Annotated in this window: 21 protein-coding genes; 4 read left to right on the plus strand and 17 right to left on the minus strand. The window is 63.5% G+C overall.

Translation table 11 applies throughout. The annotated features are described in order from the left end of the window. Window positions 1–28 precede the first annotated feature (28 nt). The 5 genes from fdhF to O4H62_RS01205 form a co-directional block, all read right to left on the minus strand. Entirely contained in the window at window positions 29–2914 is a 2886-nt protein-coding gene (gene fdhF / locus O4H62_RS01185; RefSeq protein WP_269385323.1) for a formate dehydrogenase subunit alpha, read from the minus strand. Window positions 2915–2920: 6 nt separating this feature from the next. Then, window positions 2921–4477, minus strand: a complete 1557-nt coding sequence (locus tag O4H62_RS01190; RefSeq protein ID WP_269385324.1) for a formate dehydrogenase beta subunit — start codon at window positions 4475–4477, stop codon at window positions 2921–2923. Beyond that, a complete protein-coding gene (locus O4H62_RS01195; RefSeq protein ID WP_269385325.1) occupies window positions 4474–4953 on the minus strand; it encodes a formate dehydrogenase subunit gamma in 480 nt (159 codons plus the stop codon). Before O4H62_RS01195 ends, O4H62_RS01190 begins: the two co-directional genes overlap by 4 nt. A gap of 96 nt (window positions 4954–5049) precedes the next feature. Next, window positions 5050–5943, minus strand: coding sequence for a LysR family transcriptional regulator (locus tag O4H62_RS01200; RefSeq protein ID WP_269385326.1), 894 nt, complete (start codon window positions 5941–5943; stop codon window positions 5050–5052). A 115-nt stretch (window positions 5944–6058) separates the two neighbouring features. Next, window positions 6059–6427 (minus strand): winged helix-turn-helix transcriptional regulator, encoded by a 369-nt coding sequence (locus O4H62_RS01205; protein WP_269385327.1) that lies wholly within the window; start codon window positions 6425–6427, stop codon window positions 6059–6061. A gap of 143 nt (window positions 6428–6570) precedes the next feature. On the opposite strand from O4H62_RS01205, the gene O4H62_RS01210 reads away from it, so the two are divergent. Beyond that, entirely contained in the window at window positions 6571–7278 is a 708-nt protein-coding gene (locus O4H62_RS01210; protein ID WP_269385328.1) for an MBL fold metallo-hydrolase, read from the plus strand. 9 nt (window positions 7279–7287) lie between these two features. On the opposite strand, the gene O4H62_RS01215 is transcribed toward O4H62_RS01210, so the two are convergent. From O4H62_RS01215 to cysG, 5 genes are read right to left on the minus strand one after another with little or no spacing between them, the layout of a single operon-like run. Next, complete coding sequence (locus O4H62_RS01215) at window positions 7288–7623, minus strand: 2Fe-2S iron-sulfur cluster-binding protein (protein WP_269385329.1); 336 nt, start codon at window positions 7621–7623, stop codon at window positions 7288–7290. A 17-nt stretch (window positions 7624–7640) separates the two neighbouring features. Beyond that, entirely contained in the window at window positions 7641–8135 is a 495-nt protein-coding gene (locus tag O4H62_RS01220; RefSeq protein ID WP_269385330.1) for a DUF934 domain-containing protein, read from the minus strand. Window positions 8136–8155: 20 nt separating this feature from the next. Next, window positions 8156–9826: a nitrite/sulfite reductase gene (locus O4H62_RS01225; RefSeq protein WP_269385331.1), complete on the minus strand. Its 1671-nt coding sequence runs from the start codon at window positions 9824–9826 to the stop codon at window positions 8156–8158. Between the two features lie 10 nt (window positions 9827–9836). Continuing rightward, a complete protein-coding gene (locus O4H62_RS01230; protein WP_269386259.1) occupies window positions 9837–10145 on the minus strand; it encodes a DUF2849 domain-containing protein in 309 nt (102 codons plus the stop codon). Window positions 10146–10170: 25 nt separating this feature from the next. Beyond that, window positions 10171–11616, minus strand: a complete 1446-nt coding sequence (gene cysG, locus O4H62_RS01235; protein WP_269385332.1) for a siroheme synthase CysG — start codon at window positions 11614–11616, stop codon at window positions 10171–10173. A 179-nt stretch (window positions 11617–11795) separates the two neighbouring features. Here cysG and O4H62_RS01240 point away from each other — a divergent pair, with 179 nt between their 5' ends. The 3 genes from O4H62_RS01240 to mazG all read left to right on the plus strand — a co-directional run bounded on the left by O4H62_RS01240 (window position 11796) and on the right by mazG (window position 13876). Then, the gene (locus tag O4H62_RS01240) at window positions 11796–12398 is read left to right on the plus strand and encodes a nucleoside deaminase (RefSeq protein ID WP_269385333.1); all 603 of its coding nucleotides are present in this window, start codon (window positions 11796–11798) and stop codon (window positions 12396–12398) included. Window positions 12399–12494: 96 nt separating this feature from the next. Next, window positions 12495–12905, plus strand: coding sequence for a GFA family protein (locus O4H62_RS01245; RefSeq protein WP_269385334.1), 411 nt, complete (start codon window positions 12495–12497; stop codon window positions 12903–12905). A gap of 149 nt (window positions 12906–13054) precedes the next feature. Beyond that, window positions 13055–13876, plus strand: coding sequence for a nucleoside triphosphate pyrophosphohydrolase (gene mazG / locus O4H62_RS01250; protein ID WP_269385335.1), 822 nt, complete (start codon window positions 13055–13057; stop codon window positions 13874–13876). Window positions 13877–13910: 34 nt separating this feature from the next. Here the strand turns inward: mazG and hflX are convergent, their stop codons facing one another. The 7 genes from hflX to ntrC form a co-directional block, all read right to left on the minus strand. Further along, window positions 13911–15329 (minus strand): GTPase HflX, encoded by a 1419-nt coding sequence (gene hflX / locus O4H62_RS01255; protein WP_269385336.1) that lies wholly within the window; start codon window positions 15327–15329, stop codon window positions 13911–13913. Continuing rightward, a complete protein-coding gene (gene hfq / locus O4H62_RS01260; RefSeq protein ID WP_269385337.1) occupies window positions 15304–15552 on the minus strand; it encodes an RNA chaperone Hfq in 249 nt (82 codons plus the stop codon). The genes hflX and hfq overlap by 26 nt, the downstream gene beginning before the upstream one ends. A gap of 382 nt (window positions 15553–15934) precedes the next feature. Next, entirely contained in the window at window positions 15935–17404 is a 1470-nt protein-coding gene (locus tag O4H62_RS01265) for a potassium transporter TrkG (protein WP_269385338.1), read from the minus strand. 4 nt (window positions 17405–17408) lie between these two features. Further along, the gene (gene trkA, locus O4H62_RS01270) at window positions 17409–18785 is read right to left on the minus strand and encodes a Trk system potassium transporter TrkA (protein WP_269385339.1); all 1377 of its coding nucleotides are present in this window, start codon (window positions 18783–18785) and stop codon (window positions 17409–17411) included. A 55-nt stretch (window positions 18786–18840) separates the two neighbouring features. Next, entirely contained in the window at window positions 18841–20205 is a 1365-nt protein-coding gene (locus tag O4H62_RS01275; RefSeq protein WP_269385340.1) for a sigma-54-dependent transcriptional regulator, read from the minus strand. After that, window positions 20195–22450 (minus strand): sensor histidine kinase NtrY-like, encoded by a 2256-nt coding sequence (locus O4H62_RS01280; RefSeq protein ID WP_269386260.1) that lies wholly within the window; start codon window positions 22448–22450, stop codon window positions 20195–20197. The genes O4H62_RS01275 and O4H62_RS01280 overlap by 11 nt, the downstream gene beginning before the upstream one ends. Window positions 22451–22675: 225 nt before the next feature. After that, complete coding sequence (ntrC, locus tag O4H62_RS01285; protein WP_269385341.1) at window positions 22676–24127, minus strand: nitrogen regulation protein NR(I); 1452 nt, start codon at window positions 24125–24127, stop codon at window positions 22676–22678. Window position 24128: the final 1 nt, after the last annotated feature.

A 24128-nucleotide genomic window follows, 5' to 3' on the forward strand; every position in this document is an offset into this window, starting at 1 on the left:
CGATTCCTCCGACGGCGCTGGGGCCAGCCTACTCGGCTGGCTCAAGCGCCTCCTCGGTGACGATCCGGCGGGACTGCAAGGCTTGCGCCTCGTAATCCTGCTGCCATGGCGTCGGCCCGTTGGAGGGCGACACCTGCACCGCGGTCACCTTGTATTCCGGGCAATTGGTGGCCCAGTCGGTGAAATCGGTGGTGATCACGTTGGCCTGGGTGCCCGGATGGTGGAACGTGGTGTAGACCACGCCCGGCGCCACCCGCTCGGTGATGGTGGCGCGCAGGGCGGTTTCGCCCGAGCGGCTCGACAGCTTGACCAGATCGCCCTCGCGGATGCCGCGCTGTTCGGCGTCGTGCGGATGGATCTCCAGACGGTCCTCGGCATGCCAGGCGACATTGTCGGTGCGCCGGGTCTGGGCGCCGACATTGTACTGGCTGAGGATCCGGCCCGTGGTCAGCAGCAGCGGGAAGCGCGGGCCGGACCGCTCGTCGGTGGCCACATATTCGGTGCGGATGAACTTGCCCTTGCCGCGGACGAAGCCGTCGAGATGCATGACCGGCGTACCGTCGGGCTTGGCCTCGTTGCAGGGCCACTGCACCGAGCCCCGCTCTTCCAGCAGCTGGTAGTTCACGTTCTGGAAGCTTGGCGTGGTGGCGGCAATTTCATCCATGATTTCAGAGGGATGATTGTAGTGCCAGCCGAGACCCATGGCCTGCGCCAGTTTCAAGGTCACTTCCCAGTCGGCAAGCCCGTTCTTCGGCGTCATCACCTTGCGCACACGGTTGATGCGGCGCTCGGCATTGGTGAAGGTGCCGTCCTTCTCGAGGAAGGTCGACCCGGGCAGGAAGACATGGGCGTAGTTGGCGGTCTCGTTCAGGAACAGGTCGTGGACGACAACGCATTCCATCGCCTCCAGCCCCGCCTTGACGTGCTTGGTGTCGGGATCGGACTGCAGGATGTCCTCGCCCTGGATGTAGATACCGCGGAAGGTGCCGTCGACGGCCGCATCGAGCATGTTGGGGATCCGCAAGCCCGGTTCGGGGTTGAGCTCCACGCCCCACAGCTTCTCGAACACGTCACGCACCTCGGTACCGGAAATATGCCGGTAGCCGGGCAGTTCGTGCGGGAACGAGCCCATGTCGCAGGCGCCCTGGACGTTGTTCTGGCCTCTGAGCGGGTTCACGCCGACGCCGGGACGGCCGATATTGCCGGTGGCCATGGCCAGGTTGGCGATCGCCATCACCGTGGTCGAGCCCTGGCTGTGCTCGGTGACGCCGAGGCCGTAATAGATCGCGCCGTTGCCGCCACGGGCGTAAAGCCGGGCCGCGCCACGCAGTTCTTCCGCCGGCACGCCGGTGTAGACTTCGGTGGCTTCGGGCGAATGGGCTGGCTCGGCGACGAACGAAGCCCAGTCCTCGAATTCCGACCAGTCGCAGCGCTCGCGGATGAAGGCCTCGTCGAACAGGCCTTCGGTGACGATCACATGGGCAAGTGCTGTCAGCACGGCGACATTGGTGCCGGGCTTCAAAGGCAGGTGATGGCTTGCCTCGATGTGGGCCGAGCGCACCAGGTCGATGCGGCGCGGATCGATGACGATCAGCTTGGCGCCCTGCCTAAGCCGCTTCTTCAGCCGTGAGGCAAAGACCGGATGGCCGTCGGTGGGGTTGGCGCCAATCAGGATGACGACGTCGGTGTGCTCGACGGAATCGAAATCCTGGGTGCCGGCCGAGGTGCCGAAGGCCTTGCCCAGACCGTAGCCGGTCGGCGAATGGCAGACGCGGGCGCAGGTGTCGACATTGTTGTTGCCGAAGCCGGCACGCACCAGCTTCTGCACCAGGAAGGTTTCCTCATTGGTGCAGCGTGACGAGGTGATGCCGCCAATGGCGCCCTTGCCATACTGGAACTGCAGCCGGCGGAATTCCTTGGCGACATGGGCGAAGGCCTCTTCCCAGGTGACTTCGCGCCACGGATCGGTGATCTTCTCGCGCACCATCGGGTTCAAGATGCGGTCCTGGTGGGTGGCGTAGCCCCAGGCGAAGCGGCCCTTGACGCAGGAATGGCCACGATTGGCCTTGCCGTCCTTCCACGGCACCATGCGCACGACTTCCTCGCCGCGCATTTCCGCCTTGAAGGAGCAGCCGACGCCGCAATAGGCGCAGGTGGTGACCACCGAATGCTCCGGCTGGCCGATCTCGATCACGGATTTTTCCTGCAGCGTCGCCGTCGGGCAGGCCTGCACGCAGGCGCCGCAGGAGACGCATTCCGAACTCATGAAGCTCTCGTGCATGCCGGGCGAGACGCGGCTTTCAAAGCCCCTTCCCTCGATCGTCAGCGCGAATGTGCCCTGCACCTCCTCGCAGGCCCGCACGCAGCGCGAGCAGACAATGCACTTGGCCGGATCATAGGTGAAATAGGGGTTGGACTCGTCCTTCGCCATGTAGCGCGGATTGGCTTCGCCGTTCTGCCGCGCCTTGACGTGGTTTTCGCCGTCATAGCCGTAACGCACGTCGCGCAGGCCCACGGCGCCAGCCATGTCCTGCAGTTCGCAATCGCCATTGGCAGCACAGGTCAGGCAGTCGAGCGGATGGTCGGAGATGTAAAGCTCCATCACGCCGCGGCGGATGTCCTTCAGCCGCCCGGTCTGGGTGTGAACCACCATGCCCTCTGCCACCGGCGTGGTGCAGGAAGCCGGGGTGCCGTTGCGGCCCTCGATCTCGACCAGGCAGAGCCGGCAGGAACCGAAGGCGTCGACCATGTCGGTGGCGCAGAGTTTTGGCACCTGGATCCCCGCCTCCATTGAGGCGCGCATCACCGAGGTGCCTTCGGGCACTTCGATCGTGTTGCCGTCGATGACGAGCCGGACAGTCTTTTCAGCCTTCGAGGCCGGGGTGCCGTAGTCAATTTCCTGGATCAGCGTCATTGTCATTCACTCCGCAGCCTGGGACATCGGTGCCGGACGGAAATCCTCCGGAAAATGCGTGAGCGCGCTCATCACCGGGTACGGCGTGAAGCCGCCGAGCGCGCAGAGCGAGCCGAATTTCATTGTGTTGCACAGATCTGTCATCAATGTGACCTGGTTCTCCGGCTCGACGCCGGCGCGGATCTTGTCGGCAACCTCGACGCCGCGCGTCGATCCGATCCGGCACGGCGTGCACTTGCCGCAGCTTTCCACCGCGCAGAACTCGAAGGCGAAACGGGCCTGCTTGAGCATGTCGGCGGTGTCGTCGAACACGACGATGCCCGCGTGCCCGATCAGCCCGTCCTTTGCGGCGAACGCCTCGTAATCGAACGGCGTGTCGAACAGTTCGCGCGGGAAATAGGCGCCGAGCGGTCCGCCCACCTGCACCGCCTTGACCGGGCGGCCGGTGGCGGTACCGCCGGCAATCTCGTCCACCAGTTCACCCAGCGTCATGCCGAAGGCGGCCTCAAACAGGCCACCATGCTTCACATTGCCGGCGATCTGCACCGGAATGGTGCCGCGCGACCGGCCCATGCCGAAATCGCGATAGAAATCAGCGCCCTTGTCCATGATCACCGGCACCGAAGCCAGCGAAATGACGTTGTTGATCACCGTCGGGCGACCAAGAAAGCCCTTGTGCGCGGGCAACGGCGGCTTGGCGCGGACGACGCCGCGGCGGCCTTCGAGGCTTTCGAGCAGCGCAGTTTCCTCGCCGCAGACATAGGCGCCCGCACCGACGCGGATTTCCATGTCGAAGGCATGATCCGAGCCGAGCACGGAGTTGCCGAGAATTCCGGCCGCCCTTGCAATCTCCACCGCGCGGTTCATCACACGGATCGCATGCGGATATTCCGAGCGCAGGTAGACATAGCCTTTGGTGGCCCGCGTGGCGATGCCTGCGATCACCATGCCCTCGATCAGCACGAAGGGGTCGCCCTCCATGATCATGCGGTCGGCAAATGTGCCGGAGTCGCCCTCGTCGGCGTTGCAGACGATGTATTTCTGTTCGCCTTCGGCCTCCAGCACCGTCTTCCACTTTATGCCGGTCGGAAAACCGGCGCCGCCGCGGCCGCGCAGGCCGGACTCCGTCACCTGGGCAACGATCGCCTCGGGCACCATGGCCACCGCATTGCTCAAACCGGTCAATCCGCCATGATCCCGGTAATCCTCGAGCGACAGCGGATCGGTGATGCCGCAGCGCGCGAATGTAAGCCGTGTCTGACGCTTGAGAAACGGCAGCTCCTGCGGTGCGCCGAGAAACAACGGGTGATCGCCGCCCTCGAGCAGGCCCGCTTCAATGAGGCTGTCGACATCGGAAGCCTTGACCGGGCCGTAGGCCACCCTGCCCTTGCCGGTCTCGACCTCGACCATCGGCTCGAGCCAGTAGAGGCCGCGTGAGCCGTTGCGGACGATCTCGGCGTCGAGGTCGCGCGCCTTGAGCGCTTCCGCCATCCGCATCGCCAGCCTGTCGGCACCCAGCGCCACGGCGCCGGAATCGCCGGGAATGTAGATCTTCACGCTCATGCCTGCACCGCCTTCGCCAGATGATCGACCATTTCGGCATCCAGCCGTCCGATCACTTCGCCATCGACCATCGCCGCCGGCGCGCAGGCGCACAGCCCGAGGCAATAGACAGGTTCAATCGTCACCTTCCCGTTCGCGCCGGTCTCATGCCAGTCAAGGCCCAGCAGTCCGAGAAGCCGTTCGGCCAGCTCGTCGCCGCCCATCGACTGGCAGGCTTCCGCCCGGCAGAGCTTGATGACATGGCGGCCGGCCGGCGCCTCGCGGTAGTCGTGATAGAAGCTGACAACGCCGTGAACCTCGGCCCGGGACAGGTTAAGGCCGCTGGCAATCACCGGCAGCGACGCCTGCGGCACGTAGCCGAACTCGCGCTGTATATCATGCAGAATGGGAAGCAACGGTCCCTCGAGCGGCTTCAGCCGTCCGACAATGGCCTCCGTTCGCAAGGCAATTTCGGTGTCTGCACTGCGTGATTCCATCCCAAAACCCTCCGACGGCATGACAGTGGCAGCAATAGGCCAATAACAAGTGCTTGAATCAAGGGAGCATATCCGTTGTGCGATAGAAAACTTCTATCAAACGGACAGGGTTTTCGCGAACACCCTGGCTTCATGCAGCAACGCGGAGACGATCGGCGTATGCGGTTCACGCGGCGCGGCGATCATGCCGACGATGTGGTGCGCGTCGGGCTCGACGATCGGGATTGACCGGATATCGCCGCCAAACCCCAGTGTTTCAGCCAGATTGACCGGCATGATCGAGGCCCATTTGCCGGTGCGAATGTGGGAGAACAGCACAATCATCGAGTTCGATTCCAGCGTCGGCTTGGCGGTCGCGCCGGCCTCGGCCAGGTGCTGGTTGATGATCCGCCGGTTCTGCATGTCGGGCGTCAGCAGGCAGAGTGGTAGCGTGGCGACCTCGGCCCAGGTCACCGACTCGCGGTCGGCATATTTCTGGTCTTCGGAAGTGATCAGCTGATAGCGCTCAGCATAGAGCGGTACGGTAGCGACGCGGCCCGTCGGTTCGTTCTCGAGGTAGCTGATGCCGACATCGATCTCGAAATTCTCGAGCTGGGAGAGAACCTGGTAACTGGTGCACGAAGTCACCGACAGCGTGACGGCGGGATGTTTCTGGGTGAAGGCCAGCGTCAGGTCGGTGACCATGTAGGTGGCCGTCGGGATGACGGCGATGCGGGCATGTCCGGACAGGCCCTTGCGGGCGGCCTTCATCTCCTCGCGCATGGTGCGGGTATCGCCGACGATGCGCCGGGCCCATTCGAGCACGCGCTGGCCCTCCGGAGTGAGCCCCTGGAACCGCGAGCCGCGCTGAACCAGGATGACGCCAAGCTGCTCTTCAAGCTGCTTGAGCGAGGCCGACAGCGTCGGCTGCGTCACACCGCAAACCTCTGCGGCGCGGCCGAAATGGCGCTCCCTGGCCAGCACGATGAAGAATTCGAGTTTGTCGATCATGACCCGCAAACTCGCATGAGGCCCCGAACGGCGCAAGAAGCGCAAACGACGGGACGATGCCCGGTTTGCGCCTCCGGGAGTGGCTCTGTCGCCCTGCCCGATCAGATCCGGACAATCAGGCTTCGCTCCATCGCCTTGTCTGCCCGGTCGTGCCGCCGTCCACCGCCCAGTCGTAAAGGCGGCCAAGAATGTCTCCAAGATCTCGGCCGCGCGGCGAAAGTCCGTATCGCACCCGGCCGAGCGCGTCGCCTTCCTCCGTCCTGAGCACGATGTGCCCCTCGATCAGCGCCTTGAGTTCATCGGTCAGCACCTTGCGGCTGACATGCGGCAGGGCCCGGCAGAGTTCGAGAAAATGCATGTCGCCACGAACGAGACAATGAAGGATCATGGTTGTGTGCTTGCCACCCAAGAGACGCAAGGTATCGGAGAGCGGACAATCATCCCCGCCAATGCCGCGCCAGGGTCTCGTTTCAGCCAGCTTCATGACCTTCCCCTTTTTATGCCCAAGACACAGGGCTATTCGCCCGCATGCGCGCCAACGGGTAACAAAATTGTGCCCAATTGCAAACCAATGGCGAGCCGGATTGAACAGAGCGGAGAGTTTCAAACCCGCACAAAAGGTCCGTCATGCAAACCACGATCAAGACCATTCCGATCCTGCCCTTTGGCATGCTCAACGCATTTCTGGTGACAGGGGCCGGTGGCCCGATTCTCGTCGACAGCGGTCTGCCGGGGTCGGCCCCTGCGATCGGCCCGGTTGTCAAGGCGGCAGGGCTTGAGTGGAACGACATCAAGCTGATCGTTCTCACCCACGGCCATATCGATCATGCTGGCGCAGCTGCGCAGCTCCGCGCGCTCACCGGTGCGCCGGTTCTCTATCATGCCGCGGAAACGGGTTACTGCATGGGAGAGAAGCCGGTCCTGCGACCGACACGGCTTTTCGGACGCCTGTTTCGCATGACCGGGGCGATCGAACGCCCCTTCCCGCCGGTGTCGGCCGACATCCCGATGGATGGCAATATTTTTGATCTCAAAACACTCGGGCTTGAAGGAACAGTCCTGCACACGCCGGGGCACACACCCGGTTCGGTTTCTCTGCTGCTGCCCTCGGGTGACGTGCTTGCCGGAGATCTTGCGGCCTCCGGCATCCTGCTCGGCGGCATAGCCTTGCGCGGCAGACCCGAGCGGCCGCCATTCGAGGAAGATCCGCGCCTTGCGGCGCGATCGCTCGAAGAACTTCTCTCAAAGGGCACGACGCGCTTCCATCTCGGCCATGGCGGGCCGCTCGGAGCGCAGGCCATCGCGCGCCATGCCAACCGTCTCAAGCAACTTTAAGACCGGATATCAGGCTGCCGCCCGGTCGCTGTCCTCGGTGCCGGGCGCCAGCGTCACCTCGAGCCCGTCGAGTTCGGGGGTCATCAGCAGCTGGCAGGAGAGCCGCGAATTGTCGCGCACGTCGAAGGCCTGGTCGAGCATGTCCTCTTCCTCGGCCTCGATCGGATGCAGCTGATCCGTCCAGTCGGGCGCGACATGTACGTGGCAGGTGGCGCAGGCGCAGGCGCCGCCGCATTCGGCCTTGATGTTCAAACCCCAGTCGCGAATGATTTCCATCACCCGGAAGCCTTCAAGCGCTTCAAGCGTGTGGCGGGTCCCGCTCTGGTCGGTAACGTGGATCTGCATGCTGAAGTCTCCCCGGATCAGCCGTTCAGGATGGCGGTGCGACGCCAGCTGTAGCCGGTCGTGGTGTCGGTCCTGTCGACGGAAGGCTGGTAATGCAGGTCGATGCCCGGCAGTCGCCTTTCGACCAGCCGCTCGATGGTCGGGGCATGGTGGACCTCGAAGCTGTCGAAACCGGTCCGGAGCATCAGCGGCACCTGGTCGAGCAGCACCGTGCCGACCGCGCGCAACTCGCCCTTGTAGCCGAGCCGCTCTCTCAGCAGCATGGCCTGGGAAAAGCCGCGCCCGTCGCTGAAGGCCGGGAAGGTCAGCGCGACGATTGCCACCCGCTCGAGGATCGGCGCCAGCGCGCGGACATCGTCCGCAGGCTGCAGCACCACGCCGAACGGCGCATTGTCCTGCGCGTGGTCCAGCGCTTCGGCAAGCGGCAGAAGCTTGGGGGAATCTGCCCCTTCCCCGCCTGAGATCCAGGGATCGTTCTCGACGATCCCGTTCTGTGTCCAAATCACACTCATGTCTGTTCTCCGCGCCTCTGTCAGGCGGCTTCGGCTTCGCTGCTGTAGAGCGCGGCCTTGAATGGATCGGCGCCGATGCGGCGGTAGCACTCGATGAAGCTCTCATCAGTGTCGGTGCGATTGGCGAGATAGGTGTCGACGATGGTTTCGATCGCATCGGTGATCTCGCCGGGCTCGAAACCGCGGCCGGTGATCTGGCCGATCGAGGCGTACTCGTCACCCGAGCCGCCGAGCGAGATCTGGTAGAGCTCCGCGCCCTTCTTCTCGACGCCCAGGATTCCGATGTGGCCGACGTGGTGATGGCCGCAGGCATTGATGCAGCCCGAGATCTTGATCTTCAGCTCGCCGATCTCGGCCTGCCGTTTCGGATCGCCGAAGCGGTTGGAAATCTCCTGCGCCACGGGGATCGAGCGGGCATTGGCCAGCGCGCAGTAATCCAGCCCCGGGCAGGCGATGATGTCGGTGATCAGGCCGGCATTGGCCGTCGCCAGGCCATCAGTCAGCAATGCCCGGTAGAGCGGCTCGAGATCGGAGAGCGCCACATGCGGCAACACCAGGTTCTGCTCGTGGGTGACGCGGATCTCGTCATGGGCGAACTCTTGGGCCAGCCGCGCCACCGCATCCATCTGGTCGGCCGAGGCATCGCCGGGAATGCCGCCGATCGGTTTCAGCGAGATCGTCACCATGGCATAATCGGGGTGCCGGTGCGGCGCGACATTGCGGCCGACCCATTCGGCGAAACCGGGATCGGATTTCTTCCAGGCGGCCAGTTCGCCCCAACCCTCGGCGCGGGGGGTGAGCGCGGGCGGCGCGAAATAGGTATTGATGGCCGCGATGTCGGCGTCAGGCAGCTTCAGCTCGCCATCCTTGAGATGGGCCCATTCGGCCTCGATCTCGGCGCTCAGCTGCTCGACGCCGGTTTCATGCACCAGGATCTTGATCCGCGCCTTGTACTTGTTGTCGCGGCGGCCGTGCAGATTGTAGACCCGCATGATCGCGGTCGTATAGCTCAGCAGATCGGCTTCGGGCAGGAAGTCCCGGATCTTCTTGGCGAGGATGGGCGTGCGCCCCTGCCCGCCGCCGATCCAGACGGCAAAGCCGAGCCGGCCCTCTTCGTCCTTTTTCAGCTGCAGGCCGATATCGTGCACCTGGATGGCCGCGCGGTCGCGCTCCGAGCCGGTCACCGCGATCTTGAACTTGCGCGGCAGGAACGAGAATTCCGGATGCACCGAGGACCATTGCCTGAGGATCTCGGCATAGGGCCTGGGATCGGCAACTTCGTCGGCGGCTGCACCGGCGAAATGGTCGGCAGTCACGTTGCGGATGCAGTTTCCGGACGTCTGGATCGCGTGCATCTCGACCTCGGCCAGCTCCTTCAGGATCGCCGGGATATCGGACAGCGCGGGCCAGTTGTACTGGATGTTCTGGCGCGTGGTGAAATGGCCATAGCCGCGGTCATAGGTCCGGGCGATGTGGGCGAGCTTGCGCATCTGCCGCCCGTTGAGCGTGCCATACGGAATGGCGACGCGCAGCATGTAGGCGTGCAGCTGCAGATAGACCCCGTTCATCAGCCGCAAGGGCTTGAACGCATCCTCGGAGATCTCACCGGAAAGCCGGCGGGCCACCTGGTCGCTGAACTGGTTGACGCGCGCTTCCACGAAAGCGTGGTCGAATTCATCGTAACGGTACATGGCTGGGTCCTTAGGCGGCTTGCGAGACCCGCGCGGCGGCGGCCGGCGCGTAGTCGATTGTCGGTCCATCGGCGCGGATGCGCTCGCGCAGCCGGTAGGGCCGCGGACCGCCTTCGGTCTCTTCGATCTCGATCACGTTGACATCGACGACGCGGTTGTCGGCGAGCGCCTGGTGACCGGCCGCTTCGATGGCCGCGACGGCGTCCTCATGACGCGCCAGGAAGGCATCCCTGAGCGATGTCGTCCATTCGCCGTTTGCTCCGAGCCAGACGGAGATGCCGTCTGTCAGGCGGTTTGCGGTGAGAACCTTGGTCTTCATCTGGGTGGTTTTCATCGGGGCCTCCTCAGGCGGCTTGGGTTCGAATAGCGGGCGCAGCGCTCGGCTGGCCGGCGGCAATGGGGGTGGACTGCTCGAAGCTGGCGCCGGCGACGGCGTCGCCAATGACGACCATGACCGGTCCGGCAAGCTCGCTGCGATGTTCGAGCGCCGGCAGGTCGGCGAGCGTGCTGTGAAACAGCCGCCTGTCGCCGCGCGAGGCATTCTCGACGATGGCGACCGTCATGTCGGCGGGCAGGCCTGCCTCGATCAGCCGAGAGGCGACGCTCGCAGCCACGGTGCGGCCCATATAGACGCAGAGCGTGGCGCCGGAGACGGCAAGCCGCGCCCAGTCGGGCAGTGCCGCGCCGGTCAGGTCATGGCCGGTGGTGAAGACCAGCGACGAGGCGACGCCGCGCAGGGTCAGCGGCAGCTCGAAATCGGCGGCGGCAGCAAGGGCGGATGTGATGCCCGGGACGATCTCGAACGAGACGCCGGCATCGCGAAGCGCGGCCATTTCCTCGCCGGCGCGGCCGAATACCAGCGGATCTCCGGACTTCAGCCGCACCACGCGCTTGCCTTCGCGGCCGAGCCTGACCAGCAGCTCGTTGATTTCATTCTGGCTCTTGGAATGGCAGCCCTTGCGCTTGCCGACCGATATCCGCTCGGCGTCGCGGCGGCCGAGCGCCACCACGGTTTCGGGTACCAGCGCGTCGTAGACGATCGCGTCGGCTTCCATCATGGCGCGCTGGGCGCGCAACGTCAGCAGATCCTCGGCGCCGGGACCTGCGCCCACCAGCCAGACATGACCGGGCACAGGCTCGCGGCCGCGCAGCATGCGCGTGGCGGCGCGGCGGGCCAGCGACAGATCGCCATTGTCGACATGGGTTGCGACGTCTGCCTCGAAGAAGCGGCGCCAGAACCTGCGGCGCGCCACACCGCGTGGCAATAGCCGGTCGACCGCCACGCGGTAGTCCTGGGCAAGCCGGGCCAGCACACCGAGCGAGGGCGACAGCATCTGGTCGATGCGGGCACGGATCATCTGCGCCAGCACCGGGCCAGCGCCTTCTGTGCCGATGGCGATTGCCACCGGTGCGCGGTTGACCAGCGCAGGGGTGAGGAAATCGCAGAATTCCGGCTGGTCGACCGCGTTGGCGGGGATTTTTCGCGAACGCGCATCGGCCACGATCATCCGGTCCATCGCAGCATCGCCCGTGGCGGCAAACACCAGTGTCGCATCGTCGATCTGGTGGGGTGCATAAGCTGCGATCACCGGTTCGATACCGAGGCGGGTCAGGCTGTCCTTGAGTTCGGCTTCCGGCGCATCGGCATAGACAGCGATCGCCGCCGACGTGTTGGCCACAAGGCGCGCCTTGGCTGCCGCCTCCGCGCCATTGCCGAAGATCGCCACCGTCTTGCCGTCCACCCGCATAAAGGCGGGGAATGTGGTCAGTTGCGCCGGTTGGGTCGTCATTTCCATCAAACTCCTGAGTTGACGCCATTTTCAGGAATTCATGGAAGCAATTGAAGGAACAAAGATTTGCCGTTTGGCGCGAACTGATATTCTTTTACCCCGGAAATCCGGTTATTGAGAAAGCGTAACCGCGACGCTTCAAAGCTCATGCGGTCGAATGAGACAAACTGGAACCCCAAATGGAGATCAAGGAAAACGCGGACCTGGTGCGCAGGCTGCTCGACGTGATGGAACACGACATTCTGCCGCTGACCGAAACGGGCGTGGCGAAGGGCAACAAGGTTTTTGGCGGCGCGCTCCTGCGCAAGCCGGACCTGTCGCTGGTGATGGCTCAGACCAACAACGAGACCGAGAACCCGCTGTGGCACGGCGAGGTTCACCTTCTCAAGTGCTTCTACGAACAGCCTGTATCGAAATCCGAATCCACGAAGGACATGATCTTCCTGTCGACGCATGAGCCGTGCACCATGTGCATGTCGGCGATCGCCTGGGCGGGGTTTGACAATTTCTTCTATTTCTTCAGCCACCAGGATTCGCGCGACAGCTTTTCCATTCCGCATGATCTGAAGATGCTCAAGGAAGTCTTCGGCCTCGAGCCCGGCGGCTACAACCACGACAACGCGTTCTGGCGCGGCCGCGGCATCTTCGACATCATCGCCACACTGCCCGACGACGAGGCGCAGCCGCTCCTCGACCAGGCGAACCGCATCCGCGACCGCTATGCGGCGCTATCCGAGGCCTACCAGGCATCGAAGGACGACAACGCCATACCGCTGAACTGATCCTTTCACACTCGGCGTCAGGAACCGGACCGGCCATTGGGGGCCGGTCTTTCATCATTGCCAAGCCAAGCCATTTTCAACCCGGGACCAACCACCATGACAGGACACATTTCCGGCTCGTGCCTTTGCGGCGCCGTCCGCTTTCGGATTGCGGGCAAGCTCGAGAGCTTTTTCCTCTGCCATTGCCAGCGGTGCCGAAAGGACACCGGATCCGCGCATGCGGCAAACCTGTTTTCGACGACCGCATCACTGGAATGGCTGTCCGGGCATGACCTGGTCAGGACCTTCGAGCTCCCGGGCACCCGGCACCGGAAGAGTTTTTGCACGGAATGCGGCTCCGCCCTTCCCGGTGTCGATACCGATAGTGGGCTGCTGGTCGTTCCCGCCGGAAGCCTTGACGATCCGATTGCCTTTCGCCCCAACGCGCATATCTGCGGCGACAGCCGGGCCGAGTGGGACCATGATCTTGAAGACATCCCGGTGCTTGCCGGACTGCCGGGCTCCTGACCCCACGGATTGAAACAGGTGACCATGGAACCGCCAGGCTGCGCCATGCCCGCATGGAGCGACACAGGCACCCTGACTGAACTGTGGACAACATCGGCGCTTGCGGCGGAACTCTCGCGGGCGTGATCCCGCTCGGCTAAGCTTCGGCCATGAAACCATCACGCGACATTTCCGGCCTTATCGAGATCATGGCGGCGCTGAGGCAGCCCGAAACCGGGTGTCCCTGGGACATCAAGCAGGATTTCAACTCGATCAAGCCCTACACGATCGAGGAGGCCTACGAGGTTGCCGACGCGATCGAGCGCGAGGATTACGAGGATCTCTGCGACGAGCTTGGCGATCTGCTCTTGCAGGTGGTCTTCCATGCCCGCATGGCCGAAGAGCAGGAGCTTTTCTCTTTCGGGGACGTGGTCGAGGCGATCACCCGGAAAATGATCCGGCGTCACCCGCATGTGTTCGAGCGCTCGGACGCTGACACGCCGGACAAGGTCAAGGCGCAATGGGCCGAGATCAAGGCCGCAGAAAAGGCCGAACGGCAGGCACGCCGGACTGCCAGGGGATTGCCCGAGACCGAGACCCCGGGACAACTGACAGGAGTGCCGCGCGCCCTGCCCGCGCTGATGGAAGCGCTGAAACTGCAGGAGGCGGCTTCACGCGTCGGTTTCGACTGGGGTGCGGCCGGGCCGGTGCTCGACAAGATCGAGGAGGAAATCGCCGAACTTCGCGCCGAGATCGCCAGCGGGCGCAGCGAAAAGGCGGCGGACGAACTCGGCGACGTGATCTTTGCGGTGGCCAATCTTGCCCGGCACCTGAAGAGCGATCCGGAACACGCGCTCAGGACCACCAACACCAAGTTCCGGACCCGCTTTGCCTATGTCGAGGCGGAACTCGCCAAACAGGGCAAGACACCCGGCGAGGCGACGCTTAACGAGATGGAAGCGCTGTGGCAGGCGGCGAAGTTACAAATGTGACCAGGGTCCGCGCGGCATTGTCCCGGTACGGGTTCTAGAAATCGTCGGCAGGCTTCGGCCCCAGACCCAATTGCCGGTCGAGGTCATTGCTGTCGGAGGCGGTGAACTCGGCGGTGATCTCGACCGAGCCGTCCTCGTGGTCCTGGCGTTCCTTGACCCTGCCGTGCTGGTAGATCCAGGACATGACCGGTAGCTGACTCGCTGAGAGCCGCACCGTCCGCATGGTCAACTCGCCCGATATCCGCGCCTCGATCTCCGACAGAAGCGCGTCGACGCCCTCGCCGTTCAGGGCCGAGACGACGATCGCCGCGCCTGACTGGGCACGCGCCCGCAGAGCTTCGGCGGCGTCAGGCTCCAGCAGGTCGACCTTGTTCCAGACTTCCAGCATCCGCTTTGGCCCGCTTTCACCCACGCCGAGGCTTTTCAGGATCGCTTCGACATCATCCGCCTGCGACGCGCGGTCGGGATCGGACATGTCGCGCACATGCAGGATCAGGTCGGCCTCGACCACCTCCTCGAGCGTCGCCCGGAAGGCGGCCACCAGGTGGGTCGGCAGATTGGAAATGAAACCCACGGTGTCGGACAGGATGACGGTTGCGCCATGCGGCAGCTTCATCCGCCTGAGCGTCGGGTCAAGCGTGGCGAACAGCATGTCCTCGGCCAGCACCTCGGCGCCGGTCAGCCGGTTGAACAGCGTCGACTTGCCGGCGTTGGTGTAGCCGACGAGCGCCACGATCGGATGCGGCACCTTCTTGCGCTTGGCGCGGTGCAATTGGCGGGTGCGGCGAACCTGCTCGAGTTCGCGTTCGAGCTTGATGATGCGCTCCTGCAGCAGACGCCGGTCGGCCTCGATCTGGGTTTCGCCCGGACCGCCCATGAAGCCACCACCGCCGCGCTGGCGTTCAAGGTGGGTCCAGCTTCGAACCAGGCGGCCCTTCTGATAATTGAGATGGGCGAGTTCGACCTGCAGCACACCTTCCCTGGTGGAAGCGCGGCGACCGAAGATTTCGAGGATCAGGCCGGTGCGGTCGATCACCTTGACCTTCCACTCGGTCTCCATGTTGCGCTGCTGAACCGGGGTCAGCGGATGATCGACAATGACCAGCTGCGAGCCGGTCTCCTCGATCAGCGCCAGGATCTCGAGCATCTTGCCCTTGCCGAACAGGGTCGAGGGCCTCGGATCGGAGATGGGCACGATCAGCGCCTCGGCAACCTCGAGGTCGATGGCGCCGGCAAGGCCGATCGCCTCTTCCTTACGATTGCTGTCAGGGCGCTTGACCACGTTGCCGCCGTCGGGGCCGCTGCCGGGTGCAGCATTGCGCGTACGCAAGGCCGGAACGAGCACGATTGCGCGGGTGACGCCGGACTTGGAGTCCGCGTCGGAAAAATTGCCGGAACTATCTACGGTTTCGATTTTAGTTGTCCTGTCAGGCGCCGTTTGCGCCGTCCTCATTTTCAAACATCTGCACAGGCTGGCTTGGCATGATGGTCGAAATCGCATGCTTGTAGACAAGCTGCGAGTGACCGTCGCGTCTCAACAGGACACAGAAATTGTCAAAAGACGTGACCACACCGGTCAGCTTCACCCCGTTGATCAGGAAGATCGTCAAGGAAATTTTCTGCTTCCGAACCGTGTTGAGAAAAAGATCCTGCAGGTTTTGTGAACGCTCCGCCATTGCGCCTTTTCATCCGTCTTTTTCTTGCCCGCGAACCGCAGGTCATTACCGCACTAGTCCGGACTTGCTGAATATCGCTCTTTTCACACAAGAAAAAAGCCGCACCGAAGCCATGAAGGCTTACGTTACGTCAAGTCCCGAACATTCCCACTCCCTCTGACAGGCAGATATGGTCGTCTTGCCGCTGACAGAAACTCGCTCGTCCGAACGTCAAGCAGAAGACCATTGTTGCGGGGTTTTGTAAACACTTGTTTTTGCGGGCGCAGTTCACCACGGAATTTACGATGTCACGCGATGATGGAGTTTTTTTGGCAACTCGCGCATTTAGGCGACTGCCGCAGCCTCCTGCGGTTCGACCACGCGCGTGAGTGGCGAACGGATTCTAGCGGCTCATCCAGTACCGGACATTCAGCACGGCAAAGACGATCATCACTTCCAGCCGTCCCAGCGTCATGATCACGATCGCGGTGATCTTGGCGCTGTCGGGCATCGCCGGGAACTGCGGCCAGACCTGGTTTGCGGGCGCGGTGACATAGGAGGGCGGAATCAGTGCCTCATACACCGGTCCGGCGTTGGAGAAGAACGCGATGGCCATGGTCAGGCCGCCTTCGAATTCAGTTGCCTCGAAAGTCAGCGCCATTGCCGCAAACGCGACAATCAGCAGCGACAGCGAAAAGTAGGTCCAGATCGCCCTCATGCTGGTCTCATCGATGATCTGCCGGCCGAAATGCAGGTTCGTCACGCTGCTCGGATAGATCAGCTGATTGAGTTCGCGGGCGGAATGAACCGCCATCGCGGCGATCCGGTAGATCTTGAAGCCGCCGGTTGTCGAATAGACGCCTCCCCCGACAAGTACGATCATCAACACGATGATATCGGGCCACAGGGCAATCACGCCGGGACGGCTCTCGATACCGCTGGTGGCGACCAGCGATGTCGAGGCAAGCAGGCTCTCGATGAAGATCGGAACCAGCGGCGCCCCACCCGAGATGGCAGACAGGCGGGCCGCATACAGCAGCGCGACCACGATGATGACGACGGCGATCACCACCACCTCGGGATTGCCTGTGAAGAACTGTTTCGGCGCGCGCAGCAGCCGCCGACGCCAGAAGACGCTGATCGTGCCCAGCGCCAGGCCGAAGGTCAGCACCAGCTGCGCCAGCGGGCCGGCATGGTTTTCGAGCGCCCCCTCAAAGGGCAGAAACCCGCCCGTGGCAATCACGACCATCGACAACATTGCCGAATAGGGGCCGCTGACGCCGGCCAGCATCAGGCCGACAAAGATGATGAAGGTGATGAGGACATACTGCCCAAGCACGATACGGAAATCAGCCAGATCGATGGTCATGTTGGCGGCATTGCCGGTGATGATCCGCCGGTCTCCGGCCGGAAGTCCGCCAAATCCGCCCGGAGCCAGCACGTGGATGATCGACAGCAGCGTCAGGAAGCCGCCATACCACTCGATCGAGGCGCGCCAGAACAGGATCGCCTGCGGCGCGGTCTCGCGCGACAGCAGCGTGGCCCCGGAGGTGGTCAGCGCGGAAACCGCCTCGAACCAGGCATCAATCCAGCTCAGCCCGGCGAGCGTCTTGAATGAGACCGCGGCAATCACCGGGACCAGCACCCACATGGCGACCAGCGCCACATAGCCCGAAGCCCGGCCCAGCGGCCGCTTGAAGCCGGAAATCGAGCCCAGCACCATCAATGCGGCGAAAACGCCGAGCGCGCCGACCAGCAGCATCGACAGCGCCAGATCGCGCATGCCGTCGGCGATGGCGAACAGCACGGCCGGAACGATGAGCGCAAAAAGTCCCGCAACCGCGACTGCCAGAACGTGCAGGACACCAAGCATGGGCTCAGAAGAACTCGAGGCTTACGCGGAACATCTGCTCGACATGGCGCACCGATTCGACGGCTGCAAACATCACCACCCGGTCCTTGGCCTTGATCTTGACCGACCCGTCGGGACGCAGCACCTGCTTGTCACGGTAGATGGCGCCGATGCGCACACCGTCGGGCAGGTCCAGGCTGCGCAGCGGCTTGCCGACAAGCGGCGAGGTTTCGAGCGCCTCGGCCTCGATCACCTCGGCGGCGCCCTTCTGCACCGAGTAGACGGCGCGGATTCGGCCGCGGCGGACATGCTGCAGGATCTTGGAGATGGTGACGGCGCGCGGATTGATGTGGGCGTCGATCCCCAGCGTCTTGGTGAAGGTCTGGTAGGACGGGTTGTTGATCAGCGCCAGGTTGGCCTTGCAGCCAAGCCGCTTGGCCATCACCGACGACAGGATGTTGACCTGGTCGTCGTTGGTCAGCGCCACCATCAGGTCGGCGTTCTGGATGTCGGCTTCCACCAGGATGTTCTGATCGAGCGACGATCCGTTGAGAACCACGGTGCGCGACAGCGAATCGGCGATCGAGACGGCGCGGCCGCGGTCGGCCTCGATGATCTTGACCTTGGTCTTGGGCTGCCGTTCCTCGATGGCGGCTGCGACGTAGTAGCCGATATTGCCGCCGCCGGCGATGACGATGCGCCCGGCCTCCTGCTCCTCGTGGCCGAACAGGCCAAGCGTGCGACGGACATGGTCCTTGTCACACACGACATAGGCCAAATCGCCGGTCTCGAGCTGGTCGGAGGAATGCGGCACGAACAGCTTCTCGTTGCGCCAGACGCCAACAACGGTGGCGAGAAGGTCCGGGAACAGCTCGCTCAACTGCACCAGCGGCGTGTTGACCACCGGGCAATCCTCGAGACATTCGATGGCAACCATGGCCACCTTGTCATCGGCAAAGCGGACCGCATCGGTGGCGCCCGGCAGGGCGATGCGGCGCAACACCATCTGGCCGACCTCGACTTCCGGCGAGATGATCACGTCGATGGGCATGTGGTCGCGGGAAAACAGATCGGCCCAGTGCGATTTCAGATAGGATTGTGCCCGGATACGGGCGATCTTGGTGGGCACGTTGAACAGCGAGTGCGCCACCTGGCAGGCCACCATGTTGATCTCGTCATAAAGCGTGACGGCGATGATCATGTCCGCCTGGTCGGCGCCGGCCTGGGCAAGCACGTCGGGATGGGCGCCGTGGCCGACATAGCTTCTGACATCCAGCGTGTCGCGAATGGCCTGGACCAGCGTCGCCGAAGTGTCGATCACCGAGACATCATTGTCCTCGGCCGCCAGCCGTTCGGCGATGCCGTAACCGACCCGTCCAGCACCGCAAATGATCACTTTCATTGCCGACCCCTATTAGCGTCATTGACATGATGCGGTGTGAGCCGCTTCGCGCCGCTTATACGCCAAGCGATTTCAATTTGCGATGCAGGGCGGACCGTTCCATCCCCACAAATTCGGCGGTCCGGGAAATGTTGCCACCGAACCGGTTGATCTGGGCAATCAGATAGTCCCGCTCGAACAGCTCGCGCGCCTCGCGCAAGGGAAGCGTCATGATGTGGTTGGAGCCCGCGGCCGAGGTCTTGGGCAGCATGTCGGAGACGTCATCAGGCAGCATGTCGGCGCTGATGACGGTGTCGGGGCCATCGGAGCGGGCCAGAATCATCAGCCGTTCCATATAGTTGCGCAACTGGCGGATGTTGCCGGGCCAGGTATGGGCCTGGATCACAGCCAGCGCATCATCACCAATGCGGCGGTTTCTGATGCCCGCCTGTTCGGAAATCTGACGCATGAAGGTGTCGACCAGGAAGGGAATGTCTTCGCGCCGTTCGCTGAGCGAGGGCACCCGCACGGGCACCACGGCGAGACGGTGATAGAGATCCTCCCGGAAATCGCCTGCGGCAATAAGCTCCTCGAGGTTGCGGGCGGTCGAGGACAGGATGCGCACATCCACCTTGACCCTCTTGGTGCCGCCGACCCGCTCGAACTGCTGGTCGACCAGCACCCGCAGGATCTTGCTCTGGGTACCGCGCGGCATGTCGGCCACTTCGTCGAGATAGAGAATGCCGCCATGGGCTTCCTCCAGCGCTCCGACCTTGCGCTCGTGGCTTGCCGCACTTTCGGTGCCAAACAGCGCCACTTCCATGCGCTCGGGCGTGATCGCTGCGGCATTGAGAACCACGAACGGACCGCCTGCCCGTGAGGACTTCCGGTGGATCAGCCGCGCCACCAGTTCCTTGCCGGACCCGGAGGGTCCGAGGATCATCACCCGGCTGTTGGTGGGGGCGATCTTGTCGATCGACTGCTTGAGCTGGGAGACGGCGACCGATGTCCCGATCAGCTCCACCGGATCGCCGGACCGCTTCTTGAGCTCGGTGACTTCGCGCTTGAGATTGGATGTCTCAAGCGCCCGTTCGGCAGCCAGCAGCAGGCGGTCGGCCTTGAACGGCTTCTCAATGAAATCATAGGCGCCGCGCTGGATTGCCGATACCGCGGTTTCGATATTGCCGTGACCGGAAATCATCACCACCGGCAGATCGGGATAGCGCGCCTTGATCTCGTCAAGCAGCGCCAGGCCGTCCAGCCGGCTGCCCTGCAGCCAGATATCGAGGAAAATCAGACGCGGAACACGGTCGGAAATCGCAGCCAGCGCGGAATCGCTGTCTGCCGCCGTTCGTGTTTCATGCCCCTCGTCATCGAGAATGCCGGATACGATATCGCGTATGTCGGCTTCGTCATCTACGACCAGAATGTCAGACGCCATCTGCCGGTTCCCTTTCGTTTTCTTCTTCTTCGCTGCTGGTCTGGGCTTCCACCGGAAGGCGGACCGTAATCATCGCCCCCCTGCCCTCGTCGACGTCGGCGGGTGCGTCCCGCAACTGGATCGTGCCGCCGTGATCGTCGATGATTTTCTTGACGATGGCGAGGCCGAGGCCCGTGCCCTTCTCGCGCATGGTCATGTAGGGCTCGAGCAGCCTGTGGCGGTTCTCCCCGGGCAGGCCGCGGCCATTGTCGATGATGTCGACGATATATTCCCGCTCGTCGGGGGAGCGATGCGCCCGCAGGACGATGAGCTTGCCGGAACGTTCCTGGTCGGGGGGGACGGCATCGATCGCCTCGGTGGCGTTCTTGATCAGGTTGCCAAAGGCCTGCCCGAGCATCCGCGGGTCGAACTCTCCTTCCAGCGGAACCTCCGGCAACTCGTTCCTGAACTCGATATCGGAACGGCCGACCTCGCGCAGGAACGCCGCATCCTTGATGATGTCGCGCAAATCGGTGCGTATCTTGGACGGTTTTGGCATGCGGGCAAAGGACGAAAACTCGTCGACCATGCGGCCGATATCCTCGACCTGGCGGACGATGGTATTGGTGCACTGGTCGAAGACGGCGCGGTCGTCTTCGGGGATCTGCTTGCCGTAGCGGCGGCGGATGCGCTCGGCGGAGAGCTGGATCGGCGTCAGCGGGTTCTTGATTTCATGGGCGATGCGCCGGGCCACATCGGCCCAGGCGGTGGAGCGCTGGGCAATCAACAGATCGGTGATGTCATCGAGCGTGACAACGAAGGACTCGAGCCCATCATGGCTTTCCTCCCGGGTCACCTTGACATTGAGCGTGCGCTCCTTGCCACTGCGGTAAAGCGTGACCTGGGCCATCGCCGAGGCACGCGGCCGCATCGAGGCTTCCGCCATCACGGTCTCGAACTCCGGCGCCAGCCGGGTAAAATGATGGCCGATGACTTCGGCTTCGCCGCCGCCCAGAATCTCGCAGGCCGAGCGGTTGGCGATGGTGACCTCGCCATTGTGATCGACGCCGACGACGCCGGCGGATACCCCCGACAGCACGGCTTCGGTGAAGCGCCGCCGGTCGTCGATCTGGTCCTTTGCCGACAGGATCTCGTCACGTTGGGTGCGGATCTGAACGATCATGTTGTTGAAGGTCTGCGCCAGCGAACCGACATCGCCATCTGAGGCGTGCACCGGCACCACCACGTCGAGATTGCCGCTGGCGACATCGTCGGACGCGCCGATCAACACCCGAATCGGGCGAACCAGCCGGTCGGCAACCGCAATAGCTGTCCAGATCGCCGACAACAGCACGATCAGGGCAAAGCCGAGATAGAGAATGCCGAAGGCCAGCTGCAGCGACGCGCGGCCCTGCTCCAGCGTCTGGTATTCCTGGGTCGCCTCCTCCATCAGCCGCATCGAGCGCATGACTTCGGGATCGACCACGCGAACAGTGTAGAGCAGCGTGCCGCTGATCTGCTGCAGCGGAATCAGCGCGCCCACCAGATTGGTGACGCCGGGCGGAATCAGCGTCGGCTGGCCCTTGACCGCGTCGCTGAGCGCCTGTTCCGGCACCGCCGGCAATGGCCGCTCGGTCTCGATGTCGGCCTGGACGATGACGCTGCCGTCCTCGCGGATCAGAAACGCGCCCAGCAGTCCGCGGCCGGTCGCCTGGCGGGTCATGAATTGGGTAAAGCCGACCCGGTCAAGCGAATAGAGCGAACGGACGTTGTCCAGATCATTGGCCATCGATACCGTCTGCCCCTGCAGAAACCGCGCATTTTCAAGAACATAGGCCTGCGCAACCGACAAAGACGAATTGACGATCGACTTGGTCCGGATCGAGAACCAGCGATCCAGCCCGACATCGAGCGTGACCGAGGCGACGATGGCCACCAAAATGGCCGGCAGGATGGCCACGATCGAGAACAGCCCGACGATGCGAATATGGAGTTTTGCCGCCGCCTTGCCGCGCCGCCGGGCCTTGAGCAGCGTGCGGATTTCGAGAAACACCAGCATCACCAGTCCGATGACGAAGATCAGATTGATCACCACCGCTCCCAGCACGACCTGATCGACCGGCTCGATGGGCGTCAGCCCGAGAAGGATCGCAAACGAGACCAGAGCGCTGAGGAATGCCGAGACGACCAGCGCAATGCCGGGCAGCGTGAACAGGTTGCGACGACCGGCTGAGTGACCGTGGACCGCCATATCCCCGGGCTCCATGGGGTCGAGCTCAGGCGCGCCGAATTTCCGGCTTTCTTCTGTCAGGCCGGCATGGGCCGGTCCGGACGCCGTGTCGATTGCCATTTCCTGTCTGCCACTCCAGTTGCGTTCGGACCGTACCGTTGCGAACAAGCAACAGAATGTGGCGAAAATGCAACTTCCGGATAGGCCCTGTCAAGCAGTGCCGGTGCCGGCCGGCTTTGTCTGGCCGGGGTCAGACCTGGGTCAAACCGGGCGCGGCGAGCGATAGACGGTCACGCCCAGTTCCCGGATCTTCTTGCGCAGGGTGTTTCGGTTGAGGCCGAGCAGATCGGCAGCCTTGATCTGGTTGCCGCGGGTGGCGGTCAGCGCCGCGAGAATCAGCGGATACTCGACCTCCTCCAGCACACGCTGGTAAAGGCCGGAGGGCGGAAGATCCTCGCCGAAGCCGGCGAAGTAGCGGCGCATGTTCTCTTCCACCGACTGGGCGATGGTGACCGGCCCCATCGAGGTCGAGCCTTGCGGCGACGGTGGCTCGGGCGATTCGATCCTGAGTTCGTTGTCGATGATCTCGCGGGTGATGACATCCTGCGGATAGAGCGCCATCACCCGGCGGACGACGTTTTCCAGCTCGCGCACGTTGCCCGGCCACGGGTAGGCCTTGAGCAGATCCAGTGCCTCGCCGTCGAACCGCTTGGCATCGAGCCCCTCGCCCACCGCCTGGCGGACGAAGTGACGGACCAGGTCCGGCACGTCCTCGGCACGATCGCGGAGCGCAGGCAGACGCAGCGGCACGACGTTGAGCCGGTAAAAAAGATCCTCGCGGAAAAGACCCTGATTGATGAGGATCTTGAGGTCCTTGTTGGTGGCGGCAACAATCCGCACATCGGTCTTGATCGGGGTGCGGCCGCCGACGGTGGTGTACTCGCCCTGCTGCAGCACGCGCAGCAGCCGGGTCTGGGCATCCATCGGCATGTCGCCGATCTCATCGAGGAACAGCGTTCCGCCCTCCGCCTGCTCGAAACGGCCGGTGGACTTGTTCTGGGCGCCGGTAAAGGCGCCCTTCTCGTGTCCGAACAGTTCTGATTCGATCAGGTCGCGCGGAATCGCGGCCATGTTGATGGCGACGAAGGGGCCATTGCGGCGCTTGCCGTAGTCGTGCAGCGCGCGCGCCACCAGTTCCTTGCCGGTGCCCGATTCACCGGTGATCATCAGCGTCAGGTCGGTCTGCATCAGCCGGGCCAGAACCCGGTAGATTTCCTGCATGGCGGCGGAGCGGCCGACCAGCGGCATGCCCTCGGTGGTTTCCTCGGGCTGGGCTGAAAGCTTGCGCGGTTCCGATAGCGCCCGGCCGATGGTGCCGATCATCTCGGTCAGGTCGAACGGTTTGGGAAGGTAATCATAGGCGCCGCCTTCTGACGCCTTGATCGCCGTCATGAAGGTGTTCTGCGCGCTCATCACCAGCACGGGCAGGTCCGGCCGGGCGCGGCGAATCCGCGGCAGCATGTCGAAGGCGTTCTCGTCGGGCATGATCACATCGGTGATGACGAGATCGCCATCACCGGCAGAGACCCAGCGCCAGAGCGTCGCGGCATTGGAGGTAATGCGCACATCGTAGCCGGCCCGGGTCAAGGCCTGGTTAAGGACCGTACGGATCGCCGCGTCATCATCGGCAACAAGAATAGTGGCTTTGCCCATC

This window comes from Parahoeflea alexandrii (assembly GCF_027214025.1).
Lineage (GTDB): Bacteria > Pseudomonadota > Alphaproteobacteria > Rhizobiales > Rhizobiaceae > Hoeflea > Hoeflea alexandrii_A.